Annotated in this window: 9 protein-coding genes and 1 pseudogene; 3 read left to right on the forward strand and 7 right to left on the reverse strand. The window is 64.7% G+C overall.

Going from position 1 to position 12,376, the window contains the following annotated elements; all coding sequences use genetic code 11:
• Nucleotides 1-3: 3 nt before the first annotated feature.
• Both BJ960_RS13465 and BJ960_RS13470 read right to left on the reverse strand, forming a co-directional pair.
• Entirely contained in the window at nucleotides 4-1,920 is a 1,917-nt protein-coding gene (locus tag BJ960_RS13465; protein WP_185987666.1) for a LuxR C-terminal-related transcriptional regulator, read from the reverse strand.
• The gene (locus BJ960_RS13470) at nucleotides 1,917-2,999 is read right to left on the reverse strand and encodes an Hsp70 family protein (RefSeq protein WP_185987667.1); all 1,083 of its coding nucleotides are present in this window, start codon (nucleotides 2,997-2,999) and stop codon (nucleotides 1,917-1,919) included. Before BJ960_RS13470 ends, BJ960_RS13465 begins: the two co-directional genes overlap by 4 nt.
• 273 nt (nucleotides 3,000-3,272) lie before the next feature.
• Here BJ960_RS13470 and BJ960_RS13475 point away from each other — a divergent pair, with 273 nt between their 5' ends.
• From BJ960_RS13475 to BJ960_RS13485, 3 genes are all read left to right on the forward strand, one after another.
• On the forward strand, nucleotides 3,273-5,123 hold the full coding sequence (locus tag BJ960_RS13475; protein WP_185987668.1) for an IniB N-terminal domain-containing protein: 1,851 nt from the start codon (nucleotides 3,273-3,275) through the stop codon (nucleotides 5,121-5,123).
• A gap of 108 nt (nucleotides 5,124-5,231) precedes the next feature.
• Entirely contained in the window at nucleotides 5,232-7,079 is a 1,848-nt protein-coding gene (locus tag BJ960_RS13480; protein WP_185987669.1) for a dynamin family protein, read from the forward strand.
• 88 nt (nucleotides 7,080-7,167) lie between these two features.
• Nucleotides 7,168-8,712, forward strand: coding sequence for a dynamin family protein (locus tag BJ960_RS13485; protein ID WP_185987670.1), 1,545 nt, complete (start codon nucleotides 7,168-7,170; stop codon nucleotides 8,710-8,712).
• 27 nt (nucleotides 8,713-8,739) lie between these two features.
• On the opposite strand, the gene BJ960_RS13490 is transcribed toward BJ960_RS13485, so the two are convergent.
• The 5 genes and pseudogenes from BJ960_RS13490 to BJ960_RS16480 form a co-directional block, all read right to left on the reverse strand.
• Complete coding sequence (locus BJ960_RS13490; protein WP_185987671.1) at nucleotides 8,740-9,336, reverse strand: hypothetical protein; 597 nt, start codon at nucleotides 9,334-9,336, stop codon at nucleotides 8,740-8,742.
• Nucleotides 9,333-10,238 carry a DsbA family protein gene (locus tag BJ960_RS13495; RefSeq protein ID WP_185987672.1) on the reverse strand — a complete coding sequence of 302 codons (906 nt, stop codon included), beginning with the start codon at nucleotides 10,236-10,238 and terminating at the stop codon, nucleotides 9,333-9,335. The genes BJ960_RS13490 and BJ960_RS13495 overlap by 4 nt, the downstream gene beginning before the upstream one ends.
• 134 nt (nucleotides 10,239-10,372) lie before the next feature.
• Nucleotides 10,373-11,440, reverse strand: a pseudogene (locus BJ960_RS17385) (IS110 family RNA-guided transposase).
• Between the two features lie 193 nt (nucleotides 11,441-11,633).
• Complete coding sequence (locus tag BJ960_RS16475) at nucleotides 11,634-11,927, reverse strand: S24 family peptidase (RefSeq protein ID WP_202229114.1); 294 nt, start codon at nucleotides 11,925-11,927, stop codon at nucleotides 11,634-11,636.
• A 151-nt stretch (nucleotides 11,928-12,078) separates the two neighbouring features.
• Entirely contained in the window at nucleotides 12,079-12,240 is a 162-nt protein-coding gene (locus tag BJ960_RS16480) for a hypothetical protein (RefSeq protein WP_202229113.1), read from the reverse strand.
• Between the last annotated feature and the right edge of the window lie 136 nt (nucleotides 12,241-12,376).

Raw genomic sequence — 12,376 nt, forward strand, 5'->3', positions numbered from 1 at the left:
CGCTCAGCCGCGGTCGCTCAGCAGATCGTGCAGCTTCTCGAGGAGATCCGCCCGGCTTGACGCGCCGATCCGCGTGCGGATGCGTGCGATGTGGTGTTCGACAGTCTTCGGCGAGATGAATAGCTGCTCGCCGATCGCACGGTAGCCCTGCCCCTCGAGCACGAGACTCGCGACCTCAACCTCGCGCGCAGTGAGCACCGAGGGCGACGTAGCGGGTCGCCCCTCGCTGCCACCCTGCTCCTTGATGATCTCGCGGGCGAGCTGCATCATCGAGAGCGCGCTCTCGCGCTCGGGGTGCTGCAGCGCGGCCTGCCCCGCGAGCCGCGACGCCTCCCAGGTGTGCCCGCTGCCAGCGAGGGCGCGGGCACTCGCTGCCACGGAGTCGAAATCGACCTCCCCCCTAAGCACGTCGAGCCAGGTTCCCCCAGCCACCGCAAGTGTCGCCGCGTAGCGGCTGGCTTCGCCCGCACGTACGAGCGCGTTCGCGTAGGGGATGAGTGCGGCGGGGTCCTCAGCCTGAAACGCTGCCTGCACGCCGTGCCAGTGCAGCGGCGTCGACCACACGACCGGCTCGCCCATCGTCGCGAGCAGTTCGGTCGCCGCCTGCAGCATGCGGGAGATGTGCGCGGAATCCCTGAGCCTTGCGGCGAGTACCAGCATTTCCCCGAATGGGAGCAGGTCGTACAGGGTGATCTGCAGCCCGAAACTGTGTCTGCGAATCTCTCGCCAGGCCTCCCGCATCGCCGGCAGATCGCTGTGCCGTCGCGCAAGCCCGCCGCGCAAGCACCAGTAGAGCAGGAGGTCACGGTCGCACAGCTCGCGGGGATCTTGGAGCTCGGCGATCCTGCGTTCTGCCGCTTCGAGCCCGCCGCGCATCATCAGCCCCCAGGCGATGAGCAGCAGGTGCCTGCGGCGACCCGGCTCACCGCCGAGCTCAAGGCGCAGGGCGCGCTCGAGCACGATCTCGGCGGCGGCGGGCTCCCCGCGACCGAACGCGACGAGGGCCGCGATCGCGGCCGGGGTCTCCGGCAGCAGCACCTCGTCGCCGAGGGACGCAAGCGTTGACACTGACCCGGCGAGGAGCTCGAGTGCGCGGTCCCCAAAGCCCTCAGTGCTCGCAATCAGGCCATCAGCGAAATCGGTGAGTCCCGCAGCCCTGTTCGTGAGGCCGTTCTGCGCCATCGCCTCACGCCACTGTCGGGCCGCGGGAAGGTCGCCGCGGCCGATGGCGGCGACCACGGCCCAGGCTGCGTCGACTCCGATCCGCTCCTCGCCGACGTGGCGATACAGCGCGAGCGCGCGCTCGAGGCGGTTGCTCTGAATATGGGCGGCGGCAGCGAGGAGAGCTGCGCTGGTTTGGGTCGCGGTATCCGAAGACGGAGAGTCGAGGAGTTTCTCAGTGAGTGCGAGCACCTCGTCTGGCCGGCTCCGAGCGGCCGCATCAGTTGCGCGGCGCAGCATGAGCGTGTCGTCGCTCTCGCCACGAGCACGCGCGACCATCCCGAGTGCTGCGGCGAGGCCGGCCTCGTCGGGGTGCCTGCTGGTCGCGCGGATGAGCAGGTCAATGAGCGCCTCCGCTGCGCACCCGGACTCAGCGAGGGCGATGAGCGTTGTCGGGCGAGCGGTCACACCGGTCCTGAGCTCCGCAAGCACCTGCTCCTGCACTTCGCGCAGCTCCGTGCCCGCAGACTCGGCGACCAGGCGGGTCGCCGCCGAGGTGCGCAGCACGCCGTCGTGCAGGTGCACCGAGCCCTCCTGCATGAGCGCGGTCAGGTCCTCGTGGATCGCCTGCTGCGGCCGTGAGATGCGCGTTGAGAGTTCGCCCGCGTCGTACGGGCAGCTCACCGCGATGTGCAGGAGCAGCGTGCGGAACTCGCGTTCGCGATCCACCGCGGTCGTGTCCGTGCCCCCCGCGCTCATCGCTGCACCAGCGCACTGGCCCTTGTCGGAATCCCGGAGCCAGGAGGCGCTTCCGCGCCGTGAGCGCTGTGCGGCGGCCGCAGTTTGTGCCACCAGCTCCGCAGCCCCGAGGGTCGCCGTCGAGGGCCGGGGTGCAGCGAGATTGCACCCCTTGCTGCGGTGAGGCGCAGATCATCTGGGACGTGGACCGCGAGCCCGAGGTCGGCTGAGAGCCGTTGACTGATCACTGGCATGACGGCGAGCCCACCGGTGAGGAGAACCGCACCGATCTCCTCATCGGACTGCTCGATCGCGGTGCGCAGCATCCGCAGTATTGCCTCGAGCCACGGATCGGCGAGTTCGTCGAGTTCGCTGCGCACGAGCAGGAGCTTCCGCTCCGCCCCCGGCAACCTGGGCTGAACCGAGGCCATGGCGCTGCGAGAGAGCGTCTCGCGCAAGTTGCGGCACTGCTCGAGCGCCTCGCGGGCGGCCCGAAGCGTCTCGGAACTCGTCACGTTGATCTCATCCCCGAGATCAGTGAGCCCCCGCACGAGGTGTTGCAGCACGGCCGCATCGAGGTGCTCACCACCCTCACTACTCACCAGCCGCGGGCTTGGCACGGCGCGCGGACGTGTCGCGCAATCGCGCACGACGACCAGGCTCGTGAGCCGGCTGCGCAGGCTCACGACGGCCACGGTGTCGGGAAGGGGTTCGATGCTCGCCTGATAGCCAGCGACCGCGGCCTCGGCATCGTTTACGAGGTCCGCGTAGACGCCGAGCCCAGCGAGGGCGTTCGCGAGCTCAGCCACGACCTGCGGTGGCCACCACCCAGGCACCGCGAGTGCGACCGGTTCGGCGACCCCGCGACCTCGAATTGCCTCTGCGACCATCGACGCGTACAGCCCGACTGATTCGATGACCTCGCTTGTGCCGTCGACCACGCGCACATACGGCACCCCGTCGGCGATGCGCTGCAGCAAATCCGCTGGGGCTCCGGCGGGATCGAAGTCGACGCGTTCCCCGGAGCTGAACTCGAGCCCAGTCGCGCCGGCTTCGATGCCGATGATTCCGGCACCGGTCGCTCCCGCACTGATGGTCATTGGTTCCCCGCTGTCTTCCGTACCGTGGTCACACCGCAACCACGGGAATTTCCTTCCCCACCCTACTCCGGGGCTCATAGGGGAGATCGCCGATACCCGACGCCAAATCCCCTAATCCATCCCCTAATCACCCCCGGCCGAAGGGCACCTCTGAAAACGGCAACTAGGGCACGCATCAGGGGGATCCGCCCCGTCGCATGGGGGTGGGCTTGGAACTTACGGTGAATGTAACGCTCGTCGACCCTCGGTGGGCTGTGTCTCTAGGAGCTATTCATGGCTGTAACCTCGACGGAGCTTCTCCGTTTCATTCTGAGTCTGCTCGGCGATCCGACGAAGGCCGAAGACTTCATGGCGGATCCCTCCGCAGTGATGGCATCCGCTGGCCTCGGCGGCGTCTCTTGCGCAGACGTCGACGCCATCACCCCCGTTATCGCGAACGCAGCGGGCGGAGCGGTCGCCATTGCTGGTGGTGGCGCGACCCCAGCCGAAATGGTGCAGCACATCGTGAAGAACGTGGCTGTCTCGAACTTCGACAACAGTGGCGTTATTCAGAACATCTGGAGCGACGGCGATGTGCAGCAGGCCTTCGCTGGCAAGGGTGGCCTTGCACTCGGTGGCGACCTGGTGACTGACGACCCTATTATCACCGGTGACGGGAACATCGTCGCAACCGACACCGCGCAGGCTTCGGGCCGCGACACGATCCAGAACCAGGGTGACGGTAACCTCGCGCTCGGTGGCCCCCAGACCATCGCGCAGGACGACGGCGTCATCGCCGGCGGCGACGCGATTGCCCAGGGCGACAAGGTCGGCGGCAACAACAACAAGGCTGAGAACACCGGCAACGATAACTCTGTTCATGTCGGCGGGAATCAGAACAACGCCGAGAACACCGGCAACACCACCACCCACGATCAGTCGATCACCGTCGGCGATGTGTCTGTCGATCTCTCGGACAACTCTGACAATTCTGATCACTCGGACAATTCGACGACCGTTGGTGGAAATCAGCACAACGCTGAGAACACCGGGAACGACAACTCGGATGACCACTCGACCACTGTCGGGGGTAACCAGAACAGTGCCGAGAACACCGGGAATGACAATTCGGATCATTCTGACAACTCGGATGACCACTCGACCACTGTCGGGGGCAACCAGAACAACGCTGAGAACACCGGCAACGACAATTCGGATCATTCTGACAACTCGGATCACTCGGACAACTCGGATCACTCGGACAACTCCGACGATCACTCGACCACTGTCGGGGGCAACCAGAACAATGCTGAGAACACGGGGAACGACAATTCGGATCACTCGGATAACTCCGATCATTCCGATAACTCTGACAGCTCCGATAACTCTGATCACTCCGATAACTCTGATCACTCCGATAACTCTGATCACTCCGATAACTCTGATCACTCCGACAACTCTGATCACTCCGACAACTCGGAGAGCTCCGACAGCTCGACGACCGTGGGTGGGAACCAGAACAGTGCCGAGAACACCGGGAACGACAACTCGGTCGACTTCTCGGAAGACCACTCAGTGGGCGGCGACTACTGGGAAGACGGTTCAAACGTCGGTGGCATCGGTAACGAAGTGACTGACAACCGCCACTCGGGCAACACTGTTGACTCCGGCAACACCGTCACGCTCACCGAGACCAACGACCAGTCGATCAACGTTGGCTCCGTCGCGGTAGACCTGTCAAACAACTCACACAGCTCAACCGTTGATGATCATTCAGTGACTTCGGGTGACGTAACCGACGATCATTCCGTGACCTCCGGTGACGTCATTGACGATCATTCTGTGAACTCGGGTGATGTTATCGACGATCACTCATCGATCGTTGGCGATGCTACGAGTTACGACGATCATTCTGTGAACTCCGGTGATGTCATCGACGACCACTCTTCGGTCGTGGGCGATGTCTCGGTGCCGCAGGCACCGGCCGTCGAGGACACCGTGACCGAGGAGCCGGCAGAGGAGATCTCCGGCTACAGCTACACGTACGACGACCACTCGTACAGCTATGGTGACTCCTACGGTGCCGCTGACGTCCCCGCGGAGACGGGTGGCACCGATGGGGCGGCCGACATCACTGTGATGTAGCCCGCGCGGCCACTGAAGCGCAGTGCTGGATGTGCCCTCCCCGCACATCCAGCACTGCGCTTCCGGCACCGCGTATCTTCCCGCACAGCCCCGAGAAATGAGGACCGCATGGCATCTCCCTACCCCGAGCCCGTAGCCCGGCAGCTCGAGATGATCGCCCGGCAGATGATCGACGTCGCCCAGCGCGCGAGCCGGCCCGATCTCGCTGAGCGGCTCGAGCAGGCGAGACAGGATCTCGGCAATGTCGGAGTGCGTGTCGTTGTCGTCGGCCAATTCAAACAGGGCAAGAGCGCCCTCGTGAACGCCCTCGTCTCGGCCCCCGTCTGCCCGGTTGATGATGTCATCGCTACCTCCGTACCCACGGTGGTTCGCTGGGGGGAGCAGACCACTGCCACGCTCGTGACGGAGCTCTCCGGTGAACAGCAGTCGATCCGCACCGCCATCGACCCGGGGGAGCTCCGCGCGCACGTCACCGAGCTCGCGGGGGACTCCGGGATCTTCGGTACCCTGAACGCCGACGTCGCGTTGCCGCGGCGCCTGCTCGCCGGTGGCCTGACACTCATCGACACACCCGGCTTCGGCAGGGCGCAGGTCCGCGCCTCCTCGAACCTCGCTCTCCTCCCGCAGGCCGATGCCCTCGTGATGGTGAGCGATGCAACGCAGGAGCTCACCGAGCCCGAGCTCGTCTTCCTCGGGCAGGCATCCGAGCTCTGCTCGCGCCTCACCTTCGTCGTCAGCAAGAGCGACCTGCAACACGACTGGCGCAATATCGTCGCGGCCGATACCGAACACCTCGCCGCCGTGGGCATCGACGTCCCACTCCTCGTCACCTCGTCCCTCATCCACGAACTCGCTGTGCAACAGCGCGGCAACGAGCTCATTGAGGAGGCCGGGATCCACACGCTTGCGAAACACCTGCACCGCGTGCACGCCGATGTGCTCGCTGAACGGCACCGCGCCATCGCCTCCGAGATCCACACCGTCGGCGAACTGCTCGCGATGGTGTTCAGCACGGAACTTGAGGTGATCGGTAACCCCGAAAATGGCGAGGAGATCATTCAGGACCTCAGGCAGGCCGAGGAGACGGCTGAACGCCTCACCTTGCGTTCGGCACGTTGGCAGCAGACCCTCGCCGACGGTACGAGCGAGCTCATCGACGACATTGAGTTCGATCTTCGTGACCGGCTTCGCCAGGTCGGTCGCGAGGCCGAGCAGCTCATTGACTCGAGCGATCCCGGTCGTTCATGGGAGGACACGGGCACGTGGCTCGCCGAATCCGTCACGCAGGCAGTTTCTGACAACTTCGTGTGGGCGCACACGCGCAGCATGCACCTCGCCGACGTCGTCTCCAAGCACTTCGTGCTCGACGGCCGCTCTTCAGTGCCGGATCTCTCGCTCCCGAGCACAGACCGTGCGCTGCGGGCGATCGGAGACCTCGACTACGTCCGCTCTGGCTCGCTCTCCGCCGGTCAAAAACTCATGATCGGACTCAAGGGCTCGTACGGCGGCGTGCTCATGTTTGGGCTCATGACCACCCTCGCGGGCATGGCCCTCGTGAACCCGATCTCTGTCGTGGCCGGCCTCATCATGGGAGGGTTCGCGTACAAGCAGGACGCAAAGCAGCGTCTGGAACAGCGCCGAGCCGAGGCGAAGGTCGCGGTGCGCAAACTCATCGATGAGGCGATCTTCCAGGTGAGCAAGGAATCGCGTGACCGCCTGAACACGGTCAAGCGGGTGCTGCGTGATCACTTCGTCTCCGTCGCTGAGCACTTCAAGCAGTCGCTCGCCGAGTCGATCCGCTCTGCGAAGCGCAGCGGGGCCTTGCCCCCAAGCGAACGCAGCGTGCGCGCGGCAGCGGTCGCGTCCGAACTGCGAGCCCTGCGCGCGCTCGGCGACCGGGCGATGGAGGTCGGTGCACCCGCACCCACCAGAACGGCCGCGTCCGCGGCCCCGTGACCGCAGTCCCCGCCACCGCAGCTTCAACGCCAGCGTCCCCAGAACCTGCGCTAGCCGCACCAATCCCCGAATCAGTACGGAGTGCACGATGACACAGCAGCGAGCGACTGCGCAGGAGCTGCTTGCCGCAGCCAAGCAGCTCTACCACCTCCACGCCGATGTGTACGAGCAGATTGAGGTGCTCGAGCGCCGCCTCGACGAGCCCCTGCGGGTGGCCCTTGTCGGCTCGGTGAAGGCGGGCAAGTCGACGCTGCTGAACGGACTGCTCGGTGAGCGGATCGCGCCGACAGATTCTCGCGAGTGCACACGCATCGTCACCTGGTACCACCACGGCCCGACGCCGCGCGTGCGCGCGCACCTCACGAACGGGGAGAGCGCGGCGCTGCCCGCGAAACGGCAGCGCGAACGCCTCGAGCTCGACCTCGCGGGGCTGAGCTCTGATGATGTCGACCGCATTGACGTGACCTGGCCGGTGCCGGGCATCGGGCGCATTACGCTTATCGACACCCCGGGTATTGCATCGGCATCACACGACGTGTCTCACGAGACCGACAGGTTTCTCCTGCCGGACGAGGGTGCGGCGGGTGCGGACGCGGTCATCTACCTGCTGCGCTCGCTGCACGAGTCTGATGTGCAGTACATGCGGGCGCTCACGGAACGTACCCGACACGGCAACGCGACGATCGGGTCGATTGCGGTGCTGTCGCGCGCGGACGAGCTCGCGTCGGGGAGACTCACTGCGATGGTGTCGATCAACGAGAGCGCACAACGACTGCGGAACTCGCCGGAGCTCGAAGGCGTGTGCGAGACTGTCGTGCCCGTCGCCGGCCTCCTCGGAATGGGTGCCATGATGCTGCGTCAGGCTGACTTCGCCGCCTTCGCTACGCTCGCCGCCGTGCCCTCCACCGAGACCGAACGGCTCTTCATCAGCGCCGAGCGTTTCATCACCTCCCGCGACCAGGGGCTCCCTGCGGAGCGCGTGCGCATCGACCTCGTCGACCGCTTTGGGATGTACGGGATCCGTCTCGCCATCGCACTGCTGCGCGGCGGCATCAATGACGCCCCAGAGCTCTCGGCGGAACTGCTGCGCCGCAGCGGCCTCGAAGAGCTGCGGCGAGTGATCGATGTGCACTTCACGCAACGGACGGCGGAGCTCAAGGCGCACTCGGTCATGCTGGCGCTGCACCAGCTGCTACGTCAGCGCGCTGTTGCCGGCTCAGAAGACTTGCTCCTCGATGTGGATCAGCGCATGGCCGCCTCCCACACCTGCACGGAGATGCAGCTCGTCGGGCGCATCGCGAGCGGTCGCCTGTCGCTGTCTGACGAACGTGCGGCGGAACTGGAGCGGCTCCTCGGTGGCCGGGGGAGTGATCCTGCCGTGCGGCTTGGACTCATAGACGATCGGGTGCACGGGAAGTCAGGCGCGTCAGGCAGGTACGGTGTGCTCGGCGGTGGCCGCCCGAGCACCGAACAGCTGCTCGACGAGGCAACGAAGCACCTCCTGCGCTGGCGCGAACTGCTCGACAACCCACTGCTCGATCGCGAGACAGCGAGGGCCTGCGCCGTCGCAGAACAGAGCTGCGAGCGCCTCATCCTCGCCCTGATGGGCCACAGTCGCCTCGCGGCTGCCTGAGCCTTGCGGCCGGCTGCCTGAGCCTTGCTAGGAGGCAGCGATCGGGAGTGAGCGGCGCTCGTCGGGCTGGTGCAGCCACCGCGAGGCCCCCGGGGTGAAAGATAGGGTTGTGGCGACTAGCATGCTGAGTGCCGCCCCTCCTGCGAGCGCGAGGTCGAGGGCGTCGGCTTCACGTACGAGTATCCCGATGGCAAGCACAGCGACAGTGAGCGCGACGAAGACCAGGCACGTCACCCGCACCCCCGGTCGGCGGTGTGTCACCAGCGTTCGCATGCTCAGCGCCTGCAGCAACGCGAGCACCAGGGAGAGCCCAGCGAGCGCCCCGAACAGCACCAGCACGGCCCTGTCGATATCCGCGGCTGAATACTCCACCGAGAGGTCCTCAGGGAGCGCATCGATAAGTGCGTTACCGAGCGTCTCGAACTGCAGCGCGCCGACCAACACCGCTGCGGCGACGAGCAGAACGGCGACGCACGCAAGCACCAGGGCAACGACGAGCCTGCGCGGGCGTGCGATGCGTTCCTCGACGGGCAGACCCCAGGCGAATCCTGGGCGCTCAGGTATCCCCTCTCGCTCGGTCTCCCATGAGACGCGGGAGTCTGGGGAACGGTCGTGCGGACTCATTCGGTCGCCTTCTCGATCATGAACTGTAGCTCTTCGGGGCCCGGCATCGACTCCCGGCCGTCTGTGCTCTTCACGATCGGTACGCCGTCGACCCAGACAGTCGGTGTGGACGAAACGCCCGCGTCGACTGCCGCGTTGAGCGCCTGCGCGACCCAGCCGTCGAACGTGCGTTCGGTGATGCAGCTCGCAGCGTCCGCGGCCCCGGCGGTCTCTGCGAACGCGGTGAGCTCAGCGTCATTCGGGCCGGTAGCGCCCGGCGCCGGCTGATGGTCAAACAGGAGGTCGCGCATCGTCACGAAGGCCGGTACCCCCGCGAGGTCAGCCACGCACACCGCGGCGTTTGCGGCGCGCTGCGAGTACTCGTCAGAGGACGCACTCACGAGAAAGGCGAACGGACGGTACTCGATGCTGATCGTGCCGTCAGCTAACTCTGAGGAGAGCAGCGCGTTGGCTTGTTCGTGGAAGACGCCGCACGATGCGCAGAGGAAGTCCTCGTAGAGCACGACGGGGACGAATCCCTCGTTGTGTCCCGTCTCAGTCGCCTCGCTGTCGGCTTCTGGAGCTGCTGCGGTAAGGATGAAGCCGTAGCTATCGGTCGCATGCTTCGGCACCGCGACATCGTCAGCAGCGTGTTCGGAAGCGCGGAATTGGAGCCAGAGGAGTGCGGCGCAGGCGGCGACGACTGCCATCACAACGAGTACTTTCACGCCGAGGCCCCTTTTGCCGAAGCCGCGCTGGTGGTCGCGTCTGATTTGGTCGGCGAGGGCCTTGCGGCTCTCTGCGGCAGCGTCGGTATCGGTGCTGTTGGTCGCTGCGGCGCCCGCGGCCCCCGCGGAGCGCGGCTCTTGTTCGGGCCGGAAGCTAGCCGACCGTTTGGATCGGCGCTCCGAAGTGAGGTTCATACCTTCAGGGTACCAATCTGGGAGGGGCGATGCGGCGGCTAGATGGGATATGAGTCCCGGTCACGGTACGTCTCCAGCCAGTGCGGGTGACGGCCTCTCCCGAAAATGCAAGAAGGGTCTGGTGCATGACGGTCCTATAGACGCCAAACAGCGATGAGGTGGTTCCTGAGATCATTAAACACTTCACGTGCGATGAACCGTTTCAAACACCTCAACACGTCTTTCTTGGAGAGTCCTTCAGCGAGTCTGCGTTGCATATAGTCGACCGTTCGGGCGTCGTATCTGAGCCTGACCACCGCGATCATATGCAACGCACGGTTCGTTTTTCGGTCCCCGCCTCGGTGGAGTCGCATCCGATGACTCTTGCCAGATGAGACTGGCACCGGGGCGACTCCGCATAGCCGCGCGAATGCTGCTTCGGTGTGCAGGCGTTCAACGTTCTCGCCCGCGGTAACCAGAAGCTGAGCCGCGTGAATGGTCCCGATGCGAAGCCGAGACAGCAGAGTCGGAGAGGTCTCGTGGACCAGGACGGTGAGGGAACGTTCGACACCCTTGATCTCTTCGTCGAGGTTCCCGATACGCGCTGCGAGGGTACGCAGCGCAAGCTTGACAGCTTGCTCAGGATCGTTCAGGCGTGCATGGTCGGCACGGAACTTTTAGCAATGGTGTGCCGCGGCCAGCCCGCCAGCTGGAGCGCTCTCTCGGACACGTGCTGGTGCAGTGACCAGCATGTCTTGGAGCTGCAATATCGCCGCGGTGCGCGCTTTGACTGCAGAATCACGTGCGAGCGCGAGGAACCGTATCGACTCTATGACGCTATCGGTTCGTTTCGGTATAGCGCTCGCGACGCCAGCAAGCACTTTCCTGGCGGCAGCCTCAGCGTCGATAACGTCATCTTTTCCCACACGAGCTTTCGTGTGCGGGTGCGGGGTGTTCACTTCTCGGACCTCGATGTGATGATCGATCAGGAACCTTGCGAGTCCGGCAGCGTAAGAGCCGGTGGATTCCACCCCACACGCCTGAATATTTCCATGGGCGTGAGCCCAGGACAACAAGTCGGCATAGCCACGGGTTGTTGCCGGGAATTCGTGGTCTGCGATTCGCTGCCCAGTGCTGGTAAGAATTACCGCATGGTGAGTGTATTTGTGCGCATCAACGCCGATGATCACTTCTGGTTGACGCGTGACAGGGCTGGTGGTCATGATGGTGGTGTCTCCGTCACTTCGATGTGTGGGACGACCGAACCGGGCCGGACGGACACAACAGTGACGAGGCACTTTTGTCTCAGGGCCCTACGAAGTCACATCCCCGCCTGGTCTGGGCTTTCCCTCGCGGGAGCAGTGGTGCTGAGGCGACGACGCGTCGTGCACAGGACATCGTTGAGGGTGAGTCAGTTTAGAGGCGCTTCACTGTCATTTCGCCGTCGACCACGGCGATCACGACGTGCCCGTCCTCAGCACAGATCGACCGGTCGACAATGAGTTCGTCGCCGTCGGCGATGCCGACACGGATCATGCTGTGCCCACGAGCGCGGATCAGGAACGTCGAGAGGCGATTCGGCATTAGATGCTCGTTGAGGTCGATCTCGCTGGTTTGGTAATCCTGCGAAGGGGAAGGGAAGCCGCATTCGGCGTCGACGTTCGCAAGCGCGACTGTGACGAGCGGCGTGTCCGTACGCAGCTCACGCACTTCGACTACCTGCGCAACAACCCCCAAGCTCGAACATATGTTCGAACACCATGGTAGATCTGGCTGCCGACATTCCCCAAAGCAGGGCCACAAGTTCAAGTAATAGGAGCAAGATTTCCGCCCAACTAAACGTTACTAACCACGATATGCCCTAAAAAGCGGTTACGAACATCCAGTAAGCCCCGACCACTAAGCTCACCAATACGAGCGCGAGGGCAAGGCGGCCCCAACCTCCACCGATTGCGAGAACTCCAGCAATCACTATCGCAGCGACCGCAAGCCAGGGCATTTGTAGGCGAATGAATTCAAGCATCGGTATCGATCTCCTTATGGACGGGCGACAGGCCCTTGGGGCTGTCGCCTCATAGACGCTCACCCCCGCGCATACTGCCGGCCTCCGGCAGCTGGCCGGCCTTCCTCTTTCTGCCCGAACACCATTGTTCGGTGAC

Source organism: Leucobacter aridicollis, from assembly GCF_013409595.1.
Classification (GTDB): domain Bacteria; phylum Actinomycetota; class Actinomycetes; order Actinomycetales; family Microbacteriaceae; genus Leucobacter; species Leucobacter aridicollis.

What these genes read in the sequence shown, in the direction of transcription:
- BJ960_RS13465 (WP_185987666.1), bottom strand. Translation starts at nt 1,920, where the DNA reads ATGAGCGCGGGGGGCACGGACACGACCGCGGTGGATCGCGAACGCGAG.
- BJ960_RS13470 (WP_185987667.1), bottom strand. Translation starts at nt 2,999, where the DNA reads ATGACCATCAGTGCGGGAGCGACCGGTGCCGGAATCATCGGCATCGAA.
- BJ960_RS13475 (WP_185987668.1), top strand. Translation starts at nt 3,273, where the DNA reads ATGGCTGTAACCTCGACGGAGCTTCTCCGTTTCATTCTGAGTCTGCTC.
- BJ960_RS13480 (WP_185987669.1), top strand. Translation starts at nt 5,232, where the DNA reads ATGGCATCTCCCTACCCCGAGCCCGTAGCCCGGCAGCTCGAGATGATC.
- BJ960_RS13485 (WP_185987670.1), top strand. Translation starts at nt 7,168, where the DNA reads ATGACACAGCAGCGAGCGACTGCGCAGGAGCTGCTTGCCGCAGCCAAG.
- BJ960_RS13490 (WP_185987671.1), bottom strand. Translation starts at nt 9,336, where the DNA reads ATGAGTCCGCACGACCGTTCCCCAGACTCCCGCGTCTCATGGGAGACC.
- BJ960_RS13495 (WP_185987672.1), bottom strand. Translation starts at nt 10,238, where the DNA reads ATGAACCTCACTTCGGAGCGCCGATCCAAACGGTCGGCTAGCTTCCGG.
- BJ960_RS16480 (WP_202229113.1), bottom strand. Translation starts at nt 12,240, where the DNA reads ATGCTTGAATTCATTCGCCTACAAATGCCCTGGCTTGCGGTCGCTGCG.